The organism is Pseudomonas sp. GM30, from assembly GCF_000282275.2.
Lineage (GTDB): Bacteria > Pseudomonadota > Gammaproteobacteria > Pseudomonadales > Pseudomonadaceae > Aquipseudomonas.
In genome coordinates this window covers 18,678-42,642 of record NZ_AKJP02000013.1, presented here as the reverse complement: position 1 = coordinate 42,642, position 23,965 = coordinate 18,678, and the positions used below count along the sequence as shown (strand labels likewise).

General features: G+C 60.0%; 17 protein-coding genes, 4 tRNA genes and 1 pseudogene. 15 read left to right on the top strand and 7 right to left on the bottom strand.

The window, feature by feature from the left end; genetic code table 11:
* Positions 1 to 8 precede the first annotated feature (8 nt).
* The gene (locus PMI25_RS10820; protein WP_007962918.1) at positions 9 to 3,479 is read right to left on the bottom strand and encodes a hybrid sensor histidine kinase/response regulator; all 3,471 of its coding nucleotides are present in this window, start codon (positions 3,477 to 3,479) and stop codon (positions 9 to 11) included.
* Positions 3,480 to 3,700: 221 nt separating this feature from the next.
* Positions 3,701 to 4,243, bottom strand: a complete 543-nt coding sequence (locus PMI25_RS10815) for a TetR/AcrR family transcriptional regulator (RefSeq protein ID WP_007962919.1) — start codon at positions 4,241 to 4,243, stop codon at positions 3,701 to 3,703.
* 91 nt (positions 4,244 to 4,334) lie between these two features.
* Here PMI25_RS10815 and PMI25_RS10810 point away from each other — a divergent pair.
* From PMI25_RS10810 to PMI25_RS10795, 4 genes and pseudogenes are all read left to right on the top strand, one after another.
* Positions 4,335 to 5,520 (top strand): annotated as a pseudogene (locus PMI25_RS10810) (MFS transporter).
* Between the two features lie 52 nt (positions 5,521 to 5,572).
* The gene (locus PMI25_RS10805; RefSeq protein WP_007962922.1) at positions 5,573 to 5,884 is read left to right on the top strand and encodes a cupin domain-containing protein; all 312 of its coding nucleotides are present in this window, start codon (positions 5,573 to 5,575) and stop codon (positions 5,882 to 5,884) included.
* A 105-nt stretch (positions 5,885 to 5,989) separates the two neighbouring features.
* A complete protein-coding gene (locus PMI25_RS10800) occupies positions 5,990 to 7,141 on the top strand; it encodes a TDT family transporter (RefSeq protein ID WP_007962924.1) in 1,152 nt (383 codons plus the stop codon).
* Positions 7,142 to 7,238: 97 nt separating this feature from the next.
* The gene (locus tag PMI25_RS10795; protein ID WP_007962926.1) at positions 7,239 to 9,113 is read left to right on the top strand and encodes an MFS transporter; all 1,875 of its coding nucleotides are present in this window, start codon (positions 7,239 to 7,241) and stop codon (positions 9,111 to 9,113) included.
* 123 nt (positions 9,114 to 9,236) lie between these two features.
* Here PMI25_RS10795 and sugE read toward each other — a convergent pair whose 3' ends face one another.
* From sugE to rdgC, 3 genes are all read right to left on the bottom strand, one after another.
* Positions 9,237 to 9,551, bottom strand: coding sequence for a quaternary ammonium compound efflux SMR transporter SugE (gene sugE, locus PMI25_RS10790; RefSeq protein ID WP_007962927.1), 315 nt, complete (start codon positions 9,549 to 9,551; stop codon positions 9,237 to 9,239).
* A 118-nt stretch (positions 9,552 to 9,669) separates the two neighbouring features.
* Complete coding sequence (locus PMI25_RS10785; protein WP_007962929.1) at positions 9,670 to 10,635, bottom strand: bile acid:sodium symporter family protein; 966 nt, start codon at positions 10,633 to 10,635, stop codon at positions 9,670 to 9,672.
* 148 nt (positions 10,636 to 10,783) lie between these two features.
* Positions 10,784 to 11,704, bottom strand: a complete 921-nt coding sequence (gene rdgC / locus PMI25_RS10780) for a recombination-associated protein RdgC (protein WP_003223096.1) — start codon at positions 11,702 to 11,704, stop codon at positions 10,784 to 10,786.
* A 159-nt stretch (positions 11,705 to 11,863) separates the two neighbouring features.
* Between rdgC and PMI25_RS10775 the strand changes: the two genes are divergently transcribed.
* From PMI25_RS10775 to PMI25_RS10760, 4 genes are all read left to right on the top strand, one after another.
* Positions 11,864 to 11,939 (top strand) — tRNA-Val (locus PMI25_RS10775).
* A gap of 19 nt (positions 11,940 to 11,958) precedes the next feature.
* Positions 11,959 to 12,035 (top strand) — tRNA-Asp (locus PMI25_RS10770).
* A gap of 199 nt (positions 12,036 to 12,234) precedes the next feature.
* A tRNA-Val gene (locus tag PMI25_RS10765) sits at positions 12,235 to 12,310 on the top strand.
* 19 nt (positions 12,311 to 12,329) lie between these two features.
* Positions 12,330 to 12,406: transfer RNA gene (locus tag PMI25_RS10760), tRNA-Asp, on the top strand.
* Between the two features lie 213 nt (positions 12,407 to 12,619).
* On the opposite strand, the gene PMI25_RS10755 is transcribed toward PMI25_RS10760, so the two are convergent.
* Both PMI25_RS10755 and PMI25_RS10750 read right to left on the bottom strand, forming a co-directional pair.
* Entirely contained in the window at positions 12,620 to 13,786 is a 1,167-nt protein-coding gene (locus tag PMI25_RS10755; protein WP_007966721.1) for a catalase family protein, read from the bottom strand.
* Positions 13,783 to 15,591, bottom strand: coding sequence for a di-heme-cytochrome C peroxidase (locus PMI25_RS10750; protein ID WP_007966724.1), 1,809 nt, complete (start codon positions 15,589 to 15,591; stop codon positions 13,783 to 13,785). Before PMI25_RS10750 ends, PMI25_RS10755 begins: the two co-directional genes overlap by 4 nt.
* Before the next feature lie 270 nt (positions 15,592 to 15,861).
* Between PMI25_RS10750 and PMI25_RS10745 the strand changes: the two genes are divergently transcribed.
* The 7 genes from PMI25_RS10745 (at position 15,862) to PMI25_RS28075 (ending at position 23,903) form a co-directional block, all read left to right on the top strand.
* Positions 15,862 to 16,578: an FKBP-type peptidyl-prolyl cis-trans isomerase gene (locus PMI25_RS10745; protein ID WP_007966725.1), complete on the top strand. Its 717-nt coding sequence runs from the start codon at positions 15,862 to 15,864 to the stop codon at positions 16,576 to 16,578.
* A gap of 294 nt (positions 16,579 to 16,872) precedes the next feature.
* The gene (locus PMI25_RS10740) at positions 16,873 to 17,328 is read left to right on the top strand and encodes a YkvA family protein (RefSeq protein WP_007966726.1); all 456 of its coding nucleotides are present in this window, start codon (positions 16,873 to 16,875) and stop codon (positions 17,326 to 17,328) included.
* 112 nt (positions 17,329 to 17,440) lie between these two features.
* A complete protein-coding gene (locus tag PMI25_RS10735) occupies positions 17,441 to 17,782 on the top strand; it encodes a helix-turn-helix domain-containing protein (RefSeq protein ID WP_007966727.1) in 342 nt (113 codons plus the stop codon).
* Entirely contained in the window at positions 17,779 to 18,150 is a 372-nt protein-coding gene (locus PMI25_RS10730; protein WP_003223109.1) for a hypothetical protein, read from the top strand. The genes PMI25_RS10735 and PMI25_RS10730 overlap by 4 nt, the downstream gene beginning before the upstream one ends.
* Positions 18,151 to 18,549 carry an SEL1-like repeat protein gene (locus tag PMI25_RS10725; RefSeq protein ID WP_007966728.1) on the top strand — a complete coding sequence of 133 codons (399 nt, stop codon included), beginning with the start codon at positions 18,151 to 18,153 and terminating at the stop codon, positions 18,547 to 18,549.
* 246 nt (positions 18,550 to 18,795) lie between these two features.
* On the top strand, positions 18,796 to 23,514 hold the full coding sequence (locus tag PMI25_RS10720; protein ID WP_024164448.1) for an RHS repeat-associated core domain-containing protein: 4,719 nt from the start codon (positions 18,796 to 18,798) through the stop codon (positions 23,512 to 23,514).
* Complete coding sequence (locus tag PMI25_RS28075) at positions 23,511 to 23,903, top strand: hypothetical protein (RefSeq protein WP_081755202.1); 393 nt, start codon at positions 23,511 to 23,513, stop codon at positions 23,901 to 23,903. The genes PMI25_RS10720 and PMI25_RS28075 overlap by 4 nt, the downstream gene beginning before the upstream one ends.
* The last annotated feature ends 62 nt before the right edge of the window (positions 23,904 to 23,965 follow it).

The following is a 23,965-nucleotide window of genomic DNA, read 5'->3' as shown; positions in this document are numbered from 1 at the left end:
GGGGATTGTTACAGCGGCACATACCGACTCAACAACGCCCGCAACGCCGCCGGTTTCACCGGTTTGGCCAGATAATCCAGCCCCGCCGCATGCACCTGCGCCACCGTCTCCGGCCGGCCATCGGCGCTGATCACCACCCCCGGCACTGGCTCACCCAGTGTGGTGCGCAACCACGCCATCAGCTCGGTTCCCGTGTCGCCATGGTCGAGGTGATAGTCGACCAATGCCAGTTGCGGCCGCACGCCCTCGTTCAGCAACGCCGCACATTCCTCACGATTGCGCGCGGTCCACACCTGACAGCCCCAGCGGGTCAGCAGGCTGTTCATGCCAATCAAAATGCTGTCTTCGTTGTCGATGCACAGCACCTGCGCACCGCTGAGCAGCTTGCCGTTCAACTCCACCGCAGCATTCGTCGGCACCGACTGCGCCCGGGCCAGCGGCACACTGACACTGAACACGCTGCCGCGCCCCGGCCACGAACGTACGCGCAGGGTATGGCCGAGCACGCGACATAAACCGTCGGCAATCGCCAGGCCCAGCCCGAGGCCTTTTTCGGCGCGGGTCTGATGGCTGTCGAGGCGTTTGAATTCCTCGAAAATCACTTGTTGTTTGTCTTCCGGAATCCCCGGCCCGCGATCCCACACTTCCAGGCTCAGCTCGCCATCGCGCCGACGTACGCCCAGCAGCACCGGGCCCTTGGCGTAGCGAAAGGCATTGGTCAGGAAATTCTGCAGAATCCGTCGCAGCAGCTTGATGTCGCTGTCGATGCGCAAACGGCTGCCGCGCACGCGGAAGGTCAGACCCTGTTCCTGGGCCAGCGCCTTGAATTCGGCGCCGAGGGTATCGAACAGTTCGTTAAGGGCAAACGGTTTGCGCTCAGGGTTGATCTTGCCGTTTTCCAGGCGGGAAATGTCCAGCAAATCGCTGATCAGGTCTTCTGCCGAACGCAGCGAGCTGTCGAGGTGTTGCACCAGTTTCTGCGCCTCGCTGCTCAAGCCGTCGTCCTGATGTGAGAGGGCGGCAGAGAACAGCCGAGCGGCGTTCAACGGCTGCATCAGGTCATGGCTGACGGCGGCGAGGAAGCGGGTTTTCGACTGGTTGGCGGCCTCGGCATGGCCCTTGGCTTCGGTCAGCGCGACGTTGAGCTGTGACAACTCCTGCGTACGCTCGCTGACCCGTTGCTCCAGCCCCTCATTGGCCTCGGTCAGCGCCTGCTCGGCTTCGCGGAACGCGGTGATGTCGGTGAAACTCATGACGAAACCGCCGCCGGGCATCGGGTTGCCGATCAGCTCGATCACCCGGCCATTGGGGAACAGGCGTTCGGACGTATGTGCGCGGCCCTGACGCATCCAGTGCAGACGCCGGGCGACGTGGACTTCTGCCTCACCGGGGCCGCACAGGCCACGTTCGGCGTTGTAGCGAATGATGTCGGCAATCGGTCGGCCGACGCTGATCAAACCGTCCGGGTAGTTGAACAGCTCCAGATAGCGGCGGTTCCAGGCCACCAGTTTCAGCGACTGGTCGACCACGCTGATGCCCTGGGTGATGTTTTCGATCGCGCCTTGCAGCAGGGCGCGGTTGAACTGCAGGACTTCCGAGGCTTCGTCAGCGATACGGACCACGTCCTCCAGCTGCATTTCCCGACCTTCAATCGCAGCTTTCACTACCGCGCGCGTCGACGAAGCGCCGAGCACACCGGCCAGCAAGCGTTCGGTGTGGGCGATCCATTCGCCATCGGCATTCTGGTTAGGATTGAAGCTTTTGCCCTGGCGGTAGGCGAACCGAATGAAGCTCTGCCGCGCACGTTCTTCACCGACAAAGCGTGCCGCCAGTTGCAGCAAGTCATCGATCTGCACCGCCAGCATCGAACGCGCACTCGGCCGGGCACTGATTTCCTGACCGATGAAACGTCCGGCCTGCCAGTGTTCCGAGACCCGCGTGCGCGACAGCACCGAGACCCAGGCGAACAACGTGAAGTTGCCCGCCAGCGACAGCACCACGCCTTGGGTCAGCGGCGTGATCGGCAGGTTCAGCGGATTGCTGTGCAGCCATGCCAGACCGGGAAACGTGCTCAGCGACCAGCCGAGGCTGTGGGCGGCAATCGGCAGGATCAGCGTGTAGAACCAGAGGAACGTACCGGCGGCCAGACCGGCGAACACCCCACGGCGGTTGGCCTGTTTCCAGTACAGCGCGCCGAGCATCGCCGGGGCCAGTTGGGTGACGGCGGCGAAGGCGATCTGGCCGATGGTTGCGAGGCTTGCGGTGGAGCCGAGCAAGCGGTAACTGACGTAGGCCAGCAACAGAATCAGCACGATGCTCACCCGGCGCACCGAGAGCATCCACTGGCGGAACACTTCGAACGGGCGCTCGGCGTTGTTGCGGCGCAATAGCCACGGCAAGAGCATGTCGTTGGAAACCATGGTCGACAGCGCCACACTGGCTACGATCACCATGCCGGTGGCCGCCGACGCACCGCCGATGAATGCCAGCAGCGCCAAGGCCGGATGGGCCTGGGCCAGCGGCAGGCTGATCACGAACGAGTCGGGCAGTACGTGGCTCGGCAACATCATCTGCCCGGCGAGGGCGATCGGCACCACGAACAGCGCGGCCAGCGCCAGATACGCCGGGAACACCCACTTGGCCAGGCGCAGGTCCTGCGGGTCGATGTTCTCCACCACGGTGACGTGAAACTGCCGCGGCAGGCAGATGATCGCCATCATCGCCACCCCGGTCTGCACCACCATCGACGGCCAGTTGATGGTTTCTTTCCAGTATTGCTCAAGCCGTGGTGCGAGCATCGCCTGATTGAACAGGTCGTCAAAACCGTCGTACAGCCCGTAGGTCACGAACGCGCCAACGGCGAGAAAGGCGAACAGCTTGACCAGCGATTCAAACGCAATCGCCAGCACCATGCCGCGGTGGTGCTCGGTGGCATCGAGGTTGCGCGTACCGAAGACGATGGTGAACAGCGCCAGCACCAGCGACACGATCAGTGCGGTGTCCTGGGCGCGGGTGCCCATGGCGTCGGCACCGGCGCCGATCAGCAGGTTCACGCCAAGCACGATGCCTTTGAGTTGCAGAGCGATATAGGGCAGGACGCCGACCAGACAGATCAGCGCCACCACCACCGCCAGCGATTGCGATTTGCCGTAGCGCGCGGCGATGAAGTCGGCAATCGAGGTGATGTTCTCCTGCTTGCTGATCATCACCATTTTCTGCAGGACCCACGGCGCGCCCAGCAACAACAGGATCGGCCCGAGATAGATCGGCAGGAATGACCACAGCTGTTCCGCCGCCTGACCGACCGCACCGAAGAATGTCCAACTGGTGCAATAAACCGCCAGCGACAGGCTGTACACCCACGCGCGCATCCGCGGCGGCAACGGCGTGCTGCGTCGGTCGCCGTAGAAGGCGATGGCGAACATGATGGCCATATAGGCCAGGGCGACGGCGGCGATCAGCCCGGTGGACAACGACATGCAACACTCCCGACAAAAGACTCCCCGGCAGTCCTGCCCGGGCGGACAGTCTCGCATGAGTATGGCGGTTAGTCAGTGTCGACCAAGGTCGTGGCGTGGCGGGGTGTCGCAGGTTTGAAACCGGGTGGTTCTGAGGTGACTGGTCAGGCCTCTTCGCGAGCAAGCTCGCTCCCACATTTGGAATGCAATCCCCTGCGGGAGCGAGCTTGCTCGCGAAGGCGTCAGTCCTGACGCAGCGCAATATCGATCAGATGATGCAGCTCATCCACCTCCAGCGCCGCCGCCGAAAACAGAATCCGGAACACCACCGGCGCCACCACCAGATTGATCAAATGATCAACGCTCGGCGCTGCCTCATCCGGGTAGCGGTCAAGGATGGTCTGCAACTGCGCGCCAAGGATCGTCACGCAATAACCCGGCGTGGCACTGGCCTGCACGTCGCGCATCATGTGGCGCCCAGGCTCCGAACTCATTTCGTCCAGATACTGTTCGGCCCAGGCGCGGATATCACCGCGCAGGTCACCGGTCACCGCCGGTTCGCTGTCGGGGCGCATGCGGGCGAGGGCAACGTCGGCGAGCAGCGCCGCCAGATCACCCCAGCGTCGATAGATGGTCGACGGCGTGACCCCCGCGCGCGCCGCAATTTGCGGGACGGTCACCGTGCTGCGCTCCTGTTCTTGCAGAAGTGCGCGGACTGCCGAATGAATCGACTCTTGCACCCGGGCACTGCGGCCACCGGGGCGTAAACCTTCTTTAATAGCCATGCGTCAGACCTTAACACAAAGAATTTGCTTTAAGCCAAAGCCGAGAGCACACTCCGCAAAAGCAAAAAATTAGCTTTTGCGGAGTGTGCCCATGACCAGCCTTGCTTCCAACCGTGGCAGCCTGATTTTTCTGGCGATCACCTTACTCAGTTTTCTCGCCGCTTCCACGGCGCCGACGCCGTTGTATCAGCTGTATCAGGATCAACTGCACTTCTCGGCAGCGGTGCTGACCCTGATTTTCGGCGTGTATGCCCTGAGTCTGCTGGCGGCGCTGTTGACGGTCGGATCGCTGTCCGATCACCTGGGACGCAAACCGGTGATTTTCACTGCCGTGCTGCTCAATGCGCTGGCAATGCTGCTGTTTATCTGCGCCGACAGTGTTGCCTGGCTGATCAGCGCCCGCGTGCTGCAAGGTTTTGCCACCGGCATGGCCACCGCTGTTCTGAGCGCGACACTGCTCGACACCGATCGCCAGCAAGGGCCGTTGATCAACAGCGTCGCTCCGTTGCTCGGCATGGCGCTGGGCAGCATGGGCTGTGGATTGCTGGCCGAATTCGCTCCGGCACCGTTGCAGTTGACGTACTGGCTGCTGCTGGCGCTGTTTGTGTTGCAGGCGGTGTATGTCTGGCGTCTGCCGGAAAGCGTCACTCCACAAGCCGGGGCCTGGGCTTCGCTGCGGCCGACCTTGCATGTGCCGGTTCAGGCGCGTTCGACCTTGTGGCGTGTGCTGCCGCTGAACACCGCAACCTGGGCCCTCGGCGGCTTTTTTGCCTCGCTGGCGCCGTCGCTGGTGCGCACTGCTACCGGTTCGACTTCGAACTTGATCGGCGGCGCCACCGTTTCGGCGTTGACCGTGACCGGGGCGCTGATGATCTTCACTTTGCGCAACCGTCCCGCCGGCAAAGCCCTGCAAATCGGCGCCAGTCTGCTGCCTGTCGGCGTGCTGCTGATTTTGCTTGGCGTGCACAGTGCCAGTCTGGCGCTGTTTTTCCTCGGTACGCTGGTCGCCGGTTGCGGCTTTGGCTCGGGTTTCCTCGGCGCGGTGCGCAGCCTGGTGCCGTTGGCCCTGCCGCATGAACGGGCCGGTTTGATGTCGGCGTATTACGCGCTCAGTTATTTGGCGTTCTGCTTGCCGGCGTTGCTGGCTGGGCATTACCCGCACTTACGGTTTGCTGGTGACCACTGACGGCTACGGTGCCGGATTGATCTTCCTGGCCGTCGCCGCGCTGTTGCTCAGCCTGCGCCCGCAAACGGTCAAGGCTTGCAGCGCTCCATAAACGTCGGGCTTTCAGTTACCTTTGGCCGGCCCTTCTTTTCACGGATCGACAGATGAAGATTATCCGCAGCAAGTCGTTCACCGCCGAGCGTGCCTGGGGGGCGCTGGACATCGCCAACATGAACGGCATCACCACGCGCCTGCACTGGACTGATCAGCCATATAAATGGCACATCAACGACGGCGAGGAAGTGTTTGTGGTGCTCGATGGTCAAGTGCAGATGCACTATCGCGACCAAGGTGAAGTAAAGCAGGTGCTGCTTGCGGTCGGTGACATCTTCTACGCCTCGGTCGGCACCGAGCACGTGGCGCATCCGCAGGGTGCGGCGCGGATTCTGGTGATTGAAAGCGAAGGCAGTGTCTAGACGCTTATCTGTAAAGTAGATAACAGATAGAGAAATTACCCGTTATATAGATATTCGATTCGGTTCTACCATGGACTCAACCTCACCTGAGGACAGGAGTTCATGATGACTTGCCCCAACATAGCCAAACCCGGCATCAAGCCGTTCAGTCAGCTTCAGCATCCGCGTGAAGTGATCCGTCAATTCACCCCGAACTGGTTCGCCGCGACCATGGGCACCGGCGTACTCGCTTTGGCGCTGGCTCAGCTGCCGGTGGCGATTCCCGGGCTGCACGCGGTGGCCGAGGGTTTGTGGCTGTTCAACATTCTGTTGTTCACCTTGTTTACCTTCGCCTATGCCGTGCGCTGGATTTTATTCTTCGATGAAGCGCGGCGGATCTTCGGTCACTCCACGGTATCGATGTTCTTCGGCACCATTCCCATGGGTTTGGCGACCATCATCAACGGCTTTCTGCTGTTCGGCCTGCCACGCTGGGGCGAGGGGGTGATTCATCTTGCCGAGGTGCTGTGGTGGCTCGACGTGGCCATGTCGCTGGCCTGTGGTGTGTTGATCCCCTACATGATGTTTACCCGCCAGGAACACAGCATCGATCAGATGACGGCGGTCTGGCTGTTGCCAGTGGTGGCCGCAGAAGTGGCAGCGGCCAGCGGCGGCTTGCTCGCGCCGCATCTGGCCGATGCCCACGCGCAACTGGTGGTGCTGACCACCAGCTACGTGCTCTGGGCATTTTCCCTGCCGGTGGCGTTCAGCATTCTGACCATCCTTTTGCTGCGCATGGCGCTGCATAAACTGCCCCACGAAAACATGGCCGCTTCGAGCTGGCTGGCCCTCGGCCCGATCGGCACCGGCGCATTGGGCATGTTGCTGCTGGGCGCTGATGCACCGGCGATCTTCGCCGCCAACGGCCTGCCCGGCATCGGTGAAATCGCTGCGGGCCTGGGGCTGGTCGCCGGCATCACCCTGTGGGGCTTCGGCTTGTGGTGGATGTTGATGGCGCTGCTGATCACCGCGCGTTACCTGCGTGACGGCATCCCGTTCAACCTTGGCTGGTGGGGCTTCACCTTCCCGCTGGGCGTTTATTCGCTGGCAACCCTCAAGCTTGCCAGCACGCTGCACCTCGGTTTTTTCAGCGTGGTCGGCTGTGTGCTGGTGAGCCTGCTGGCGGTGATGTGGCTGATCGTCGGTAAACGCACCGTGCAAGGCGCGTGGCGCGGTGAGTTGTTTGTCTCGCCATGTATTGCAGGTTTGAAGAAATAACCTGAAAAGTTTAGGTAAGGTGTGGCCTGGATCGCCGATCGAGATTCCAATAAGCAGATCCAGGCCATTCTCTACCGACCTCAGGGAAACACGGAAGATGAGTCACCCCTCACAGTTCAACCTGCTTCGCACTCGGCGCTTTCTGCCGTTTTTCATCACACAGTCGCTGGGCGCGTTCAACGACAACGTGTTCAAGCAATCGCTGATCCTCGCCATTCTGTATCGGCTGACCATCGAAGGTGACCGTTCGATCTGGGTCAACCTGTGTGCGCTGTTGTTTATCCTGCCGTTCTTTCTGTTTTCGGCGCTGGCCGGGCAGTTCGGGGAAAAATTCGCCAAGGACGCGCTGATTCGTCTGATCAAACTCGCGGAAATCGCGATCATGGCCGTAGGATCGATCGGTTTTCTTTTCGATCACCTGTCGCTGATGCTGGTGGCGCTGTTCGCCATGGGCACCCATTCGGCGTTGTTCGGGCCGGTGAAGTATTCGATCCTGCCGCAAGCGCTGCGTGAGGATGAACTGGTCGGCGGCAACGGGCTGGTGGAAATGGGCACGTTCCTGGCGATTCTCGCCGGGACCATCGGCGCCGGGATCATCATGTCCTCGACGCACTACGCGCCGCTGGTTTCGACCGCGATTGTCGGGATTGCGGTGCTGGGATATCTCGCCAGTCGCAGCATTCCGCGCGCGGCGGCGGCCTCGCCGGAAATGCGCCTGAACTGGAACATCTTCAGCCAGTCCTGGGCCACGCTGAAACTCGGTCTGGGCCAGACGCCCGCGGTGTCGCGCTCGATTGTCGGCAACTCGTGGTTCTGGTTTGTCGGGGCGATTTACCTGACGCAGATCCCGGCCTACGCCAAGGAATGGATGCACGGCGATGAAACTGTGGTGACGCTGATTCTTACCGTGTTCTCGGTGGGCATTGCGCTGGGTTCGATGCTTTGCGAGAAACTCTCCGGGCGCAAGGTCGAGATCGGTCTGGTGCCGTTCGGCTCGTTCGGTCTGACCGTATTTGGCCTGCTGCTGTGGTGGCATTCCGGCGGTATCCCGGAAAGTGTCAGCGGCCACAGCTGGATTGAAGTGCTGGGCTTTGTGCACACCTGGGCGGTGCTGGTGGACATTCTCGGCCTCGGCATTTTTGGCGGTTTCTATATTGTGCCGCTGTACGCCTTGATCCAGTCGCGAACCGCCGAGAACGAGCGGGCGCGAGTGATTGCCGCCAACAACATTCTCAACGCTCTGTTCATGGTGGTCTCGGCGATCGTTTCGATCGTGTTGCTGAGTGTGGTCAAACTGTCGATTCCGCAGCTGTTCCTGGTGGTGTCGCTGCTGAACATCGGCGTCAACGCCTACATCTTCAAGATCGTCCCCGAGTTCAGCATGCGTTTCATGATCTGGCTGCTCAGCCATTCCATGTACCGCGTCGAGCACCGCAACCTTGAGGCGATCCCGGACGAGGGCGCGGCGCTGTTGGTGTGCAACCATGTGTCGTTCGTCGATGCACTGCTGATTGGCGGCGCGGTGCGTCGGCCGATTCGCTTTGTCATGTACTACAAAATCTACAACCTGCCAGTGCTGAACTTTATCTTTCGCACGGCGGGGACGATTCCGATTGCCGGACGTAACGAAGACATCCAGATCTACGAAAAGGCCTTCACCCGGATTGCCCAGTATCTGAAGGACGGTGAGCTGGTGTGCATTTTCCCCGAGGGCAAATTGACCACCGATGGCGAGATCAACGAGTTCAAGGGCGGCCTGACGCGGATTCTCGAAGAAACCCCGGTGCCGGTGATTCCGCTGGCGTTGCAGGGGTTGTGGGGGAGTTTCTTCAGCCGCGATCCGGACAAGGGGTTGTTCAAGCGATTGTGGTCGCGGGTGACGTTGGTGGCGGGTTCGGCAGTGGCGGTGGAAGCGGCGGAGCCGGCCAAATTGCAGGGGATGGTGGGGGCGTTGCGCGGGACTGTCAGATAATCGGTGATAGTGCTGGCCTCATCGCTGGCAAGCCAGCTCCCACAGGTTTTCTGGATTTACACAAGATTTGTGTTCACCGGAGATCCCTGTGGGAGCTGGCTTGCCAGCGATGGGGCCAGTGGTCTAAGCGCTGACCTTGAGGCCAATCAACCCGGTAACGATCAACGCCACACTGGCCAGGCGAATCAACGCCATCGACTCGCCAAACAGTATGATCCCGGCAATCACCGTGCCCACGGCGCCGACCCCGGTCCAGATCGCATAAGCCGTACCCAGAGGCAATTCCTTCATCGCAAGTCCCAGCAGGCCAAGGCTGATGGCCATGGCCGCAACGGTCAGGACGGTGGGGAGCGGGCGGGTGAAGCCGTCGGTGTATTTCAGGCCGACGGCCCAGCCGACTTCGAACAGGCCGGCGAAAAACAGAATGATCCAGGACATGAGAGACCTCCATCGATTGACGGGGCCGTCCCCAGATTGATAACTCGATCGAGCCGCAGGGTCGTCCCCGCGTTGCGCAATATATTGACGAGCATCACTCCGGGGATCAAGTTCGCGCTCAATCGGCAGCCTGTTGAGCTGCCGTTGCGCGGTCTTCTTTCTCGCTCATCCGGCGGAAATACGTCGAGAGCAGTGCCCCGGAAATGTTGTGCCAGACGCTGAACAACGCGCTCGGCACCGCCGCCAGCGGCGAAAAGTGCGCGCTGGCCAAGGCCGCGCCCAACCCCGAGTTCTGCATGCCGACCTCCAGCGCCAGCGACTTGCGTTGCGCCAGTGGCAGCTTGAACAGACGTCCGGTGAAGTAACCCAGCAGGTAGCCGAAGCTGTTGTGCAGCATCACCACGGCCATGATCAGCAGCCCGGATTCGGCAATCTTCGCCTGACTGGCAGCTACTACGGCGGTGACGATGATCACGATGCTGACCACCGACACCAGTGGCAACACGTCCACCGCGTGGCGCACCTTGTCGCCGAGCAGGCGTTGCGCGACCACGCCGAGCACGATCGGCAGCAGCACCACTTGCAGAATCGACCAGAACAATTCCATGAACGAAACCGGCAACCACGCCGAAGCCAGCAGCCAGATCAGCGCCGGGGTCAGCAGCGGGGCGAGGAGGGTGGTGACGGCGGCAATCGCCACCGACAGCGCCAGATCGCCGCGGGCCAGCCAGGTCATCACGTTGGAAGAGGTGCCGCTCGGGCAGCAGCCGACCAGAATCACCCCGACCGCGATTTCCGGCGGCAGGTGGAAGATCTGGCAGAGCAACCACGCCACACCGGGCATGATCACGAAATGCGCAACCACGCCCAAAGCCACGCGCCACGGATGGCGGGCAACGGCGGCGAAGTCATCGAGTTTGAGGGTCAGGCCCATGCCGAACATCACCAGCCCCAGCAGCGGCACGATCGCGCCTTTGAGACCGAGAAACCACGCCGGTTGCAGGAACGCGATCACCGCGAAGATCAGCACCCAGTAAGCGAAGGTGTTGCCGACAAAGCGGCTCAGTGCAGCCAGTGCGCGCATGGCGTGTTCCTTATTATTAAATGAGCACCACAAAACAACTGTAGGAGTGAGCCTGCTCGCGATAGCGGTTGTTCAGTCAACATTTGCGTTGAATGTCAGGTCCTCATCGCGAGCAGGCTCACTCCTACATTTTGGACGTCACAGGGTTTTAGATCCCCTGCGGCGTCTCTTCACCGCCCAACGCTTCAACCAGCGCCGGCAGGAAGTCACCGAAGGTCAGCATCATCAGGGTGAAGCTGGCGTCCAGTTGGCCCAGCGCTTCGTCACCACCGTCCTGTTCCGCCTGATCCTGCAGCAGGTCTTCGAACTTCAGGCGTTTGACGGTCATCTTGTCGTCGAGCATGAACGACAGCTTGTCCTGCCAGGCCAGCGACAATTGGGTGACCACTTTGCCGGTGCTCAGGTGCAGCTGGATTTCTTCGCTGGTCAGGTCCTGACGCTTGCAACGCACAATGCCACCGTCTTCGTGGGTGTCGCGCAGTTCGCACTCGTCCAGAACGAAGAAGTCCGGGGCGGCTTGCTGGGTGGTGACCCACTCGGTCATCACCGCGGTCGGCGCGGTTTTCACGGTCAGCGGACGCACGGGCAGGGTGCCGAGCACTTCACGCATTGTGGAGAGCAGGTCTTCGGCGCGTTTCGGGCTGGCCGAGTTCACCAGAATCAAGCCCTGTTTCGGCGCGATGGCGGCGAAGGTCGACGAGCGACGGATAAAGGCGCGCGGCAGGAACGCCTGGATGATTTCATCCTTGATCTGATCGCGTTCCTTCTTATAGACCTTGCGCATCTGCTCGGCTTCGATCTCTTCGACCTTCTCCTTGACCGCGTCGCGCACGACGCTGCCCGGCAGAATGCGTTCTTCTTTACGCGCAGCGATCAGCAGGAAATCGCCGCTGACGTGTACCAGTGGCGCATCTTCGCCCTTGCCGAACGGCGCGACGAAACCGTAGGTGGTCAACTCCTGGCTTGCACATGGACGCGCCAGTTTGGTGGCCAGTGCAGTTTCCAGCGCCTCGGCATCGACAGGCAGGTCTTGGGTCAGGCGATAGATAAGCAGGTTTTTGAACCACATGGGGTGAGTCTCTCCTTTATACAAAGGGGGGCATTATTGTCTTCGCCGGGTCATAGGCCAACCCTTCTCTAAGCCTTTGGAAGGCCTGAGAAAATTAATTAAAAAAGTGCTTGCCAGAGGTTGGGTCGCTCCGTAGAATGCGCGCCACACCGAAGCGAAGGGTGATTAGCTCAGCTGGGAGAGCGTCTGCCTTACAAGCAGAATGTCGGCGGTTCGATCCCGTCATCACCCACCATTCGTTTCAAGTGTTTAGCGCAGCGGTAGTTCAGTCGGTTAGAATACCGGCCTGTCACGCCGGGGGTCGCGGGTTCGAGTCCCGTCCGCTGCGCCATATTCGGTCACCTGGACCACTGAACGCCAGGTCACCACGGAAAAACCCGCCTAAGCGGGTTTTTTTCTGTCTCAAGTTTGTACCTTGTTCCATCGGGTTTGTGTCGTTTCACCGGTTTTCGGATTTTTTTGAAAAAAACTTCAATTAAATCAACACATTACGAAAACTTGTGGCATAATGCGCCCCGTAACGAAGCGAAGGGTGATTAGCTCAGCTGGGAGAGCGTCTGCCTTACAAGCAGAATGTCGGCGGTTCGATCCCGTCATCACCCACCATTCGTTTCAAGCGTTTCGCGCAGCGGTAGTTCAGTCGGTTAGAATACCGGCCTGTCACGCCGGGGGTCGCGGGTTCGAGTCCCGTCCGCTGCGCCATATTCGGTCACCTGGACCCACTGAACGCCAGGTCACCACAGAAAGCCCGCCTAGTGCGGGCTTTTTGCTGTCTGCGATTTGATAATTTCTGCAATGCCTCTGTGGTGAGGGGATTTATCCCCCCTGCGCAGCAGGCCCAAAGTCTTCAAGCTGGGGCTGCTTCGCATCCCATCGGGCATAAATCCCCTCACCACAAATCATCTCCTCGTCTCCTCACTGTTCGGCATTGCGGCTATGGCGATAATCGCTCACCGCCTCATACACCGCTTTACGCAAGCGGTTGATCCCGCCAATCGGTCGGTGCGCTTCGATGCCAAACCACGGGTTGAACGACAGGTTGTCACACGCCAGATTCAGCGCAGGCGTGTCGAAGTCCTGCGCAGGCAAGGTGATCCGCGCCACGCTTTCAAACGGTGAATCTTGCTCGCGCCATTCAATACTGGTGTCCTCAATGGGCATGTGCTTGTTCGCATCCTGACGCTGAATCTGCAGCACAAAACACGCCGGCACCCGATCCGTCGACAGTTGCTGATTCAACGCACTGCGCAGGAAATTCGGCAGGTCGTGGTTTTGCGGGGGGAGGGCATACGCCGGGCAATTATCCGGATCCGGCGCGACCCGAAACTTCGCATTGGCCTCACCGAATTTGTAGGGGGATACCGAAAAGTACGTTGTCGCCGTCGGGCTATCCGGTGGCGGCGCCAGAGTGGCCAGCGCGATGAACAGGTGGCGGATCTGCCAGCTGCGTGGATCCCAGCCGGGGAAAAACGCCATGATCTTTTTGCCGTCAGCCTGAGCGGCCACATTCTGACGATACTCGGCGACATCGCTGACAAAGAAGTTCGGGTGGCTGAACATCACGAAGTCTTGCTCGTGCCGCTGCTGACGGTCGCCGAGCAATGGTTTGCCGGGCACATCGAGCAGTTTGATGGCCATGCCCCGGGCGTCGCGGATGCTGTCGAACTGCGGATAGGCGTTGCCATTGGACAGGCGAACCATCGCCTGCCAGGTTTTGCCCGGTTCGCTGAAAACCCCTTGGCGCAGCGCTGGTGTCAGTTCCGGCAGCACCGTCACTTCGGCTTTCACGCAACCATGGGCCTTGGCATGCGCGTCGCGCAGGTAACGCGTGCCTTCGCGGTGTTGATCGACAATGCGTACGGCGGTCTGGATCACGTCCTGGGTCATCGCCGCTTCACCGACGGGAATCTGTTCCTGCGCCGACACCGGGCCGCGGTGTTGCCAGGCGAACCATGCGCAGGCAACGGCCCAGCCCAGCAGACCGATCACCAATAAAGCCAGCAGGGTTTTGCCCAGCAGTCGTCCCAGCCACAGCCAGATGCGGGCGAGAAGGGATGGTTTTTTATACGAGTTGATCATCATGGCAATTGCGCCTCCAGCGGTCCGCCCAGCACTTTCAGGTACTCCAGCAAGGCCCAGCGTTCTTCTGGTTGCAGCAGTCGACCGATCACGCCATTACCCCGTTCGCCAGCGCGGAATTCATGGCCGCTGTTGTGGTTGCCGGTGATCCGCGTGTCGAACAAAAAGCCGTTGGTGAAGGCTTCGGTGCGGTAACCCAAGTGGCGCGGATCGTACTCGAACGTGCCTTTATAGAAGGTGGTGGCGCGTTCATCCTGCGGCGACAGCAACTGATAAAGGCTCGGCACCGAACCGTTGTGGAGAAACGGCGCGGTGGCCCAGACACCGGCCAATGGCCTGGCCTTGTAGGCAAGTTTTTCGCGTACGCCGATCGGCAGGCCGAAACCATCGAGTTGCGGTTTCTCCTGCGGGGTGACGCCAGCCTCGCGATAGGCACGGTTTTCGACGAACGCGGTGACATAGGCCAGGCCCTTGGCCACCGATAGCTGACTCAGATCCAGTGGTTCGGTGGGCGTCGGATGCAACTTCACATCCATCTGCTCCAGCTCCTTCAGATCCCATTGCAGCGGCGTCAGGTCGAAACGGTGGTTGGCAATGTTGGTTGCGGCATTCGGATCGGTACCGATCACCTCCACCGGCAGCATGTGCAAGTGCTGCACCCAGCGCTCGCCCTCCTGAGTCTGGCGTGGCACGTGGCAACCGGCGCAGTTTTCGGCAAACAGCGCTCGCCCCTTGGCGGCCAGCGGTTTGTCGATAGCACCCAGCACATCCTCCGGCCAGGCGGGTGGTTGCAGGCGTTGCAGGGTTTCTTCGATCTTGTGCAGATCACGCACGCGCACACTCGACGCGTAACGTGCATCGCCCTGCAGTGGCTGGCCGTTGCTGTCGAAGAAATTCAACGTGGCGCCGACGCCCAGCGCTTCACCGATGTTGCGCGCCATCGGTTGCTGCGCCGAGCCGTTCCATTGCACCCAGTCGAAGGTCCACATGTCCCACAGCTGCGGGTAGTCCACGGGAGCGTCGGCCACGCGGTAGTTGGCAGGGGAGATCGCGTCGCCGAAGGTGGCGTTGGCGATGCGGCCGAAGGCATCGGTGCGTCCCGGGCCTTCCTCGGTCGGGTAGAGGCCGCGATGAGTGTCGTTCCAGGCGACTTTGAGGAAGGTGTTCAGCGACTCCTTGAAGTCCTTGCGCAGTTGCTCGTGGCGCAGGTCGTAGTCGTTGCCCAGCACAGTGCGAGCGAAACGTTCGAACTTCCACGGGTTGTAGTAGGTCGAGGTCAGACTGGCGACCAAGGCCTGTCCGAAACTGCCACCGCGCAACGTAGGAACGCTGGAAGGCAGAACATGTTGCGCCGAACCGCCGTCAATCCGCACGGCCTGGCCCTTGAAGCGCAATTCGCCGGTGTGGCAGGCGGCGCAGGTGATATCGAGAAATTGCTCGGTGCCACCGGGATTCGCATGGCGGGCAAAGCCGACCGGCAGGTTGCCGGAGTTGTTCGGCGTGGCTTTCTGCTGTGGATCCACCAGAAAACCGAAGCGTGCGAGGTATTCCGGGGACGCGAAACGCTGCTGCGAGAAGGGCAGTTCCAGCGCCTCGAACCATTCATAACGCAGGCCTTTGACCTGTGTGCCCTGCGGCGTGAAGTAGTAAGTCTGGCGTTCCTCCTCACTCCACTGCTGCAGGTAATGCACCTGTCGGGCCGGGGTATAGAAGGGCAGTTTCGGGTTGGCGACGTAGTACAGAATCACGGCCAGGACCAAGCCCAGCAGTACCACGATCAGAGTCAGCACACGGAATAAGAGGCGCAAGATAAACATCCTTGTCGAGTTGTTGCGCTGTTATGCCTCAGCTGTTGCAGGTGCGGCAAGTGGCCATTACGCCAACTGTCGTAGGAAGTCCCACCAGTCCTTGTCAGCTCCAGATGACAGAAGCTTCATCGTCCCTTGGCCCGAATGCGTTTTAATCCCTGAACTTATCAGACATTTCCTGCTCTCATGCCGGTAGCCATTGGTCGTGGCGGCCTGATAAGCTCGCGGCTTTACTCGATTGCCCTTTCGGCGCATGAACAAGGAAATAGCATGAAACAGCATCGGTTGGCGGCGGCGGTAGCCCTGGTTAGCCTGGTCCTCGCGGGTTGTGATTCGCAGACCAGCGTAGAGCTGAAAACCCCGGCGCAAAAAGCTTCCTACGGTATCGGCCTGAACATGGGCAAGAGCCTTGCTCAGGAAGGCATGGATGATCTGGACTCCAAAGCGGTAGCCCAGGGCATCGAAGATGCCGTCGGCAAGAAAGAACAGAAGCTGAAAGATGAAGAACTGGTCGAAGCCTTCGCCGCACTGCAAAAGCGTGCTGAAGAGCGTATGGCCAAGATGAGCGAAGAGTCGGCAGCCGCTGGCAAGAAATTCCTCGAAGAAAACGGCAAGAAGCCTGGTGTCACCACCACTGCTTCCGGTCTGCAGTACGAAGTGGTCAAGAAAGCCGACGGCCCACAGCCCAAGCCTACCGACGTCGTGACCGTTCACTACACCGGCAAGCTGACCAACGGCACCGTGTTCGACAGCTCTGTTGAACGTGGCAGCCCGATCGATCTGCCGGTCAGCGGCGTGATCCCGGGTTGGGTTGAAGGTCTGCAACTGATGCACGTTGGCGAGAAGTACAAACTGTACATCCCTAGCGATCTGGCTTACGGCGCGCAATCACCAAGCCCGGCAATCCCGGCCAACTCGGTTCTGGTTTTCGACCTGGAACTGCTGGCCATCAAGGATCCAGCCAAAGAAGACGCCGCCGCCAAGTAATCGGCTGTAGCTTCGAAGACAACGCCTCGCTTATGCGGGGCGTTGTTGCATCTGGACGATGCTGGCGGTAAACAGAGCGAACGGATGGCGCTAACAGCAGTCCTAGAGATTGAGGCTGCCAGCGCTAGACGCCCTGAGCCGCCAAGTCAATGAAATATTGGGGTTTTTTATGTGAGTAAAAAACGCCCGATCTGAGCGCGGCCCTTATAAAACGGGGCTTTCAGCGCTGAAATGCAGCTCTGTTCACAAGGTTATCCACAATTTGTGTGGATAACATTTCAACGGGAGAAATAGATGAAAGCGCCGTGGAATTTCGCCCGATTTCTGCCCCTCGCCGGTCGATTGCTGGCGCGTGGGCGTCTGCCGACCCTGTTGTTCGCCGTGGCGAGCAAAGGAGCGGCGCAAGGCAATCGCCTTGGCAAACTCAAGGATGATCTGCGTTTGCTCCAGGCGTTGTGTCTGGCTTACTGGCGTGGCGAATACCGGACGATCAGCCCGAAAGCCATCGTCTCGGTGGTGGCGGGTCTGATGTACTTCCTCAGCCCGGTGGATGCGATTCCGGATTTCATCCCTGTGTTCGGTATGCTCGATGACATCGCCGTTCTGGCCTGGCTGATGAAAACCCTCGATGATGAGCTCAATGCTTTTCGGCTCTGGCGCAACCGGCAGCAGCCGGAAAAACTCGCGGTGGTGGAGCGCCTGCCCGACACCCCCGAGCAACTTCAGCTTCAGGGCCCGAAAAAGCCCTGATTCACTCCGCCTGCAGACAGATAGATACCCCCCGCGACCTTGGCCGCTGTTAGGATTACACTTCTAGGGAAAAGTGCCGACTCGCTAAGTGTTGTTGTCCTACGGGGTAGTCATGGATATTCAGATAATTGCACGCGATGGCGAACCCGAGTATGCGGTTCTGCCATGGGTCCAGTATCAGGCTCTACTGAAAGCAGCAGGCATCAATGAAACACCGCAGCAGCAGGCGCCAACGCCCGCTGTCGCAACGCCGGACCCGATTCTTCCAGGTCTGGATCAACTACGCAGTTTGCGCGAAGGGAAGGGTATCGCCATTGAGGCGCTGGCCCGCACGGTAGGCATCAGCCCGTCTTATCTGGCCATGATCGAAAGTGGCGAGCGTCAGCCTGACGCCGCGATTCGCCGCAGCCTGGCCTGGGAACTGACGGTGCCCGGTTGGAGGGATGAATCGTGAGCGTACGCATCAGTCGTCAACATTGGGACGGATTGCTGGGGGAGCTGGATCAGGCGCGCAGGCAGCGCCATCTGTTGACCTATCGAGCCTTGCTCGAACGTTTGCAACTGCCGACGCCGGCGATGCAGACGCTGACCGCGGCACTTGAGCATCTGGCCGCACTCGACGCCAAGGCTGAACAGCCATTGCGCAGTTCGCTGGTGATCAGCCAGGGTGCCAGCCGTTTGCCACGTACCGGTTTTTTTGAGTGTGTCGAACGTCTGGGGCGCTTTTCCGGGCCATCCGATGGTGTCGCGGCTGCCTCCTGGCATGCGTCGGAAGTGGTCAGGGTGTTCGAATACGAGTACCCGGAATCGGCGGAGGCCTGAGTGTTCTTGCGACTCAAGGTGTCGGCAAATTACTGGTTGGCCCGTAGGCTGTTTCACTGGTCGTGGTTTGTCCGCCAGCCCAGAGGCTGGCGCTGGCTCGAAGGGCAGTTTGCGCGCATGGCCAATCTCGGCGATGTCGGCGCGCAAAGCCTTTATGGGCACATTCTGACGTTTCGCGGGGTTGGCCTGGGTGCCCGCGAAGAGGGTGTGCGGCTGTTGCGTCTGGCGGCGCTCGCCGGTGATGGCAAAGCGGCTTATCAGGTCGGCGTGATCAGCTTGGCCGGTACGCCGAGCAAAGCGCCGGATCCGGCCGAAGCGGCACGCTGGTGGACGCTGGCGGCCAAGGCCGGTCACCCGTTGGCCGAGCTCAAACTCAAAGAGTTGAGCGCTCGGGATTAAACCCGGTAAATCATTTTGTATCGCTCGATAAACGTGGCGTGAGGGAAACCTCACGCCACGTTTGCGTTTATCGCCATACGTTTTGTAGTAATTGGTCTTTTGCAGATTAGTCCTACAGTAAACGCCTACTCGCCTGACTTCTTTCCTGATTGATCCCCCGCAAAGTCCCCGCGCCTAATTTTTGCGCGAGGGAACGCTCATGTTTGACCCGGTTTTTCATTCCACCCCGCATCGTCGCGTGCGCTGATGGAAGCCGTCAGCCGCATCGAGCAAGAACTCGACAGCTTCCCCGACACCCTCAACCTCTATCGCCAGCAGCTTGAACATTGGTTCAGCAGAGCCGCCGACCAGGTCAGTCACGCGACGGATCTGCCGTCGCTGATGGGCATGGAGCGGGTTATCCGCTTCGGTGATCGCGTCACCGCGGTCAGCACGGGTGACAGTGAGTTTTCCTCCAGCGTCGTGCAGTGCCCGAAAAGCGGGGTGCTGGCGATCGAGAGCAAATTCGAGTCGGTGTACGACATTCCGCTGGGCGACATCGTGGTGGATGTGGTGGCGGTGGGTGATGGCCAAATCTCCCCCGTCGCACTTGATGCGCAAGGCCGGGGAACATTCACCGGTACGCCAGGCAAGTTCTATCGCGTGCAGGTGCACAGCGACGTTACCCCGGAGCAGATCGAGGCGCTGTTCCAGTCCTACGACGGCTTGACTGGCGAGCTGGATGGCTGGCTGCGCAGCGAGTGGCAGGAGTTCAAGCCGCAGTGGTCGCAGTCGGTGGCGACGGCGGCGGGCAACGGCATGCTCGCCGGGAGTTGGGCGGCGATCGAGGGGGTGTGGGACAGCATCGGCATGCTGTCGGAGATTCTGCAGGACCCCGGCAAGTTTGCTGAGCGATTGGGGCGTGGAGCGGAGGATCTGATCGAGCTGGCGAAAACCGCTCCGGATGTGATGCAGAAATTGCAGCTGCTGGTCAGCGATGAAGCGGCGCTGTGTTTGCTGCTGCGCAGTGCGAGTCTCTGGCTGGAGATGCTGCCACCCAGCCAGATCGCCGGCAAAACCGCAGAAACGGCGTCGATGATGATCGTGCAGGTGCTGATCGATGTGCTGATCGGCGTTGTGTTGACATTCGTCGGGGCCGGCGCCGGGATCGCTTATCTGACGCTACGCCTGGCGGATCGCGCCGCCCAGCTTCTTTCGGTTGTGAAGCGCCTGGTCAAGGCGATGTTCGGCATCGTCAACACCTTCATCCATTACGTCGACCAGTACAAAACTGTCGCCGCGCGAGGCATTGCCGCCGGGGTGAAAAAGGGCCGCATGCAATTGCGCTGGGATGCGAAACGCAATGCCGCCCTGCAGAAAAACGATCATCACGATAACGCTCCCGATCAAGCGAAAAACCCCAACGGCGACAGCGCCGATTGCGCACCGCTGACCTGCACCAACGGCTGTCCGGTGTCGATGGTCACTGGCGAAGAACTGCTGACCCTGACCGACGCCACGCTCGATGGCTTGTTGCCGTTCGAGTTCACCCGGCTGTACCGCACCAGTGCGGTGGAGATCGATGTCGGGCTGGGGTTTGGCTGGAGCCATTCACTGGCGCATCGGCTGGAGTTCGATGGCGATGCGGTGATCTGGGTCGATCACGAGAACCGCCGTACGCGGTTTCCGTTGCCCAGTGTGGAGCGGCCGACGATTCACAACAGCCTGTCGCGGGCGGCGATTTTTCTCGGGGATGAACCGGAGGAACTGATCCTCGCGCTGGCCGGGGATGCGGCGCGGTTTTATCACTTTCGCGCTGGGCGGTTGGTGGCGATCAGTGATGGGTATGGCAATCGTCTGACGGTGCATCGCGATTTTTCCGAGCGTGTGCAGCGCCTGGACAATGGCGCCGGGCGCTCGCTGCTGTTGCGCTATGACCGGGCGCATCTGGTCGCGGTTGATTACCAGGTGTTCGAGGCTGATGGCTGGCGCACCGAGCAGACGCTGGTCAGTTATTGCTACGACGCCCGTCAGCGGTTGTTGGCCGCGACCAATGCCGTCGGTGACAGCGAACGTTACGACTACGACGACCAGCACGTCATCCTGCAGCGGCAGCTGACCGGCGGCGCGAGCTTTTTCTGGGAATGGGAACGCTCGGGCAAGTCGGCGCGTTGCGTGCGCCATTGGGCCTCGTTCGCGCAGATGAACACGCGGTATGTCTGGGACGACGACGGTCGTGTCACGGTGCATTACGTCGATGGCACCGAAGAAACCTACGTCCACGATGACAGCGCACGGCTGGTGCGCAAGGTGGAGGCCGATGGTGGTGAGCACCTCAAGGCCTACGACGAAGCGGGCCGGCTGATCGCCGAGCAGGATCCGCTGGGCGCGGTCACCGAATACCGCTACGACGACGTCGGACGGCTGATCGCGCTGCTTCCGCCGGACGACGAGCCAACGTCCTACGAGTACCGCAACGGTTTCCTGCACAGCCGTTCCCGCGGCGAGGCGGTGTGGACGTTTCGGCGCAACGCCGAGGGCGATGTCACCGAGGCGGTCGATTCTGACGGTCAGGTCACCCATTACTACTACGACACGCGCGGGCAGTTGCTGTCGATCCGCTATCCGGACACCAGCCGGCACAAGTTGTCGTGGAACGACCTCGGGCAACTGATAGAGGAAACCCTGCCCGACGGTGGTGTGCGGCGCTTTTCCTACGACGCGCTGGGGCGACGGACCACCACTTGCGACGAACACGGCGCGATCACCCGTCAGCAGTGGGACGCCGTTGGCCGACTAATTCAGACGACCTTTCCTACGGGCGCTACCCGTGCCTACAGCTACGGCGCCTACGGCCAGGTCACTGCCGAGCGCGACGAACTCGGGCACATCACCCGCTACGAGTATGACGACGACCTGCACCTCGTCTCGCGCAAGATCAATCCCGACGGCACGCGGGTGCAGTACCGCTACGACCATGCGCAACTGCTGCTGACGGAAATCGAGAACGAGTCCGGGGAAAAATACCGCCTGGACTACACGCCCACCGGATTGATCCGACAGGAAACCGGCTTCGACGGCCGGCGCACCGCTTACGCCTACGACCGCAACGGGCACCTGCTGGAAAAGACCGAGTTCGGCGATGATGGCTCGACGCTGGTCACCACTTACGCGCGTGATGCGGCCGGGCGTCTGCTGCTCAAGACCCTGCCCGACGGGGTGGAGGTGGCTTACCGCTACGACCGCCTGGGCCGGCTGACCGGGGTCGATGACGGTCAAAAGCATCCGCTGGCCTTTGAATACGACCGGCAGGACCGGCTGGTTACCGAGCACCAGGGCTGGGGCACCTTGCGTTATGCCTATGACGCCTGCGGCCAGCTCAAGCGCCAGCGTCTGCCGGACAACAGCAAGCTCGATTACCACTACGCCAAGGGCGGTGCGCTGACCGCCATCGATCTTAATGGCACGCGGCTGAGCAGCCACGTCTACCAATCCGGTCGCGAGCAACAACGGCAACAAGGCCTGCTGCGCAGCGATTATGCCTACGACGAGCAGGGGCGGTTACTGGCCCACGCTGTAGGTCATCAGCACGCTTCGCTGTATCGGCGCGATTATGCCTACAGCGCCAACGGCAATCTTGAGCACATTGCCGACAGCCGCCACGGCCAGCGTACCTACGGCTACGACGCCCTCGACCGCTTGATCCGCGTCCGCCACTCGCGCGACGAACTGCCGGAATCCTTCGCCCACGACCCGGCCGGCAACCTGCTGATGCAGGACCGCCCCGGCCCCACGCGGATCAAGGGCAACCGCCTGCTGATGCAAGGCGACCGGCACTACGACTACGACGCCTTCGGCAACCTGATCCGCGAGCGCCGTGGCCGCGATCAACTTCTGATCACCGAATACCGCTACGACTGCCAGCACCGCCTGATCGGCCTGACCCGCGCCGACGGCCAAACCGCGACCTACCAATACGACGCCTTCGGCCGACGAATCCGCAAAACCGTCGACGGCCAGACCACCGAATTCTTCTGGCAAGGCGACCACCTCGTCGCCGAAAGCAGCAAAACCCACCACCGCAGCTACGTCTACGAACCCGGCACCTTCCGCCCGTTGGCCCTGCTCGACGGCAAAGGCCCGAAAAAGGCCTGCCCGTTCTACTACCAACTCGACCACCTCGGCACCCCGCAGGAACTGACCGACTACAGCGGCGAAATCGTCTGGTCAGCGCAATACGACGCCTACGGCAAGGTGTCGGCGATCACCCTCGCGGGCGAGGACTACCTGGACCAGCCGCTGCGGTTTCAGGGGCAGTATTTCGATGCGGAAAGCGGGCTGCATTACAACCGGCATCGGTATTACGACCCGCGATTGGGGAGGTATTTGACGCCGGATCCGGTGAAACTCGCAGGTGGGTTGAATCAGTACCGGTACGTGCCGAATCCGACGGGTTGGGTGGATCCGTTGGGGTTGAATGATTGCCCGGGAGGAGCGGGGTGCAACAAACCGTCTTTTGAATCAAACGATCCGACTAAAAAGATACTTGGAGGGGAAGCTATTTCCTCTCCTCCCGCAGCGAAAACTAAAAATACGTATTTGTACCGTGGAGATACGAAGGATCCTTCGGAAGTTTTTGAGCACGGTTTTAAAAGTAAAGGAGATAGCAATGATCTATTTCTTCACTCAATCGATAGCGACTTTCCTCCTAGTAACTTTATTAGCACATCTCTTTCGAGAGATATGGGAAAAGCATTCGCTACAAGCTACTTCACAAGGCCAGGGTTTCTTTACACACTTAAAATGATTCCAGGTCGCGATCTTAAAAAAGAGCTAGGAGCAGCCTATAATTTTAGTAAAGAACAGGAAATTGCAATCCCAGGTAGGATAAGGAGGGAGGATGTTCTCGGTGCTACATTAATTATTGATGATGGTAAGGAGTTTGGCTATTCCATTCCAAATCCGCATAGGGAAATAGACAAATGAAATCAGTATTTGTAGCTACAATTAAAATTTCAGATGGTAATGAAAGGCAAGAGATTGACCTGGTTTGTAATCGTGAGGAAATATCAATAGCATTCATTTGTGAAAGTGGGTGTAAGCGGATCTACTTTGGGTGTGATTTTTATAAATGTTTTGCTTTGTTGAGGAAAGATAATCCAGAGTTAACGTTTTTTTGCAAGGGGGCGAAAATAAATGTTCATCCGTCAAGCATGTCTTCTCAAATGTCTCTTGGACTGAAAGCATACGAACTAGTGGTTGGTAAAGAAGCCTCTTTAGATGATCTTGTATATATATTTGATTATGAAGATCAGGATTTAACAAGCGATCCAGATGAGCAACGATTTTTTTATATGAATTGGATTAGTTCTTAAAGCGATTCATCGCCTCTAATCTTTGTGGGGCTTGATTTTTTCGAGATCGGTTTTCTAATGGT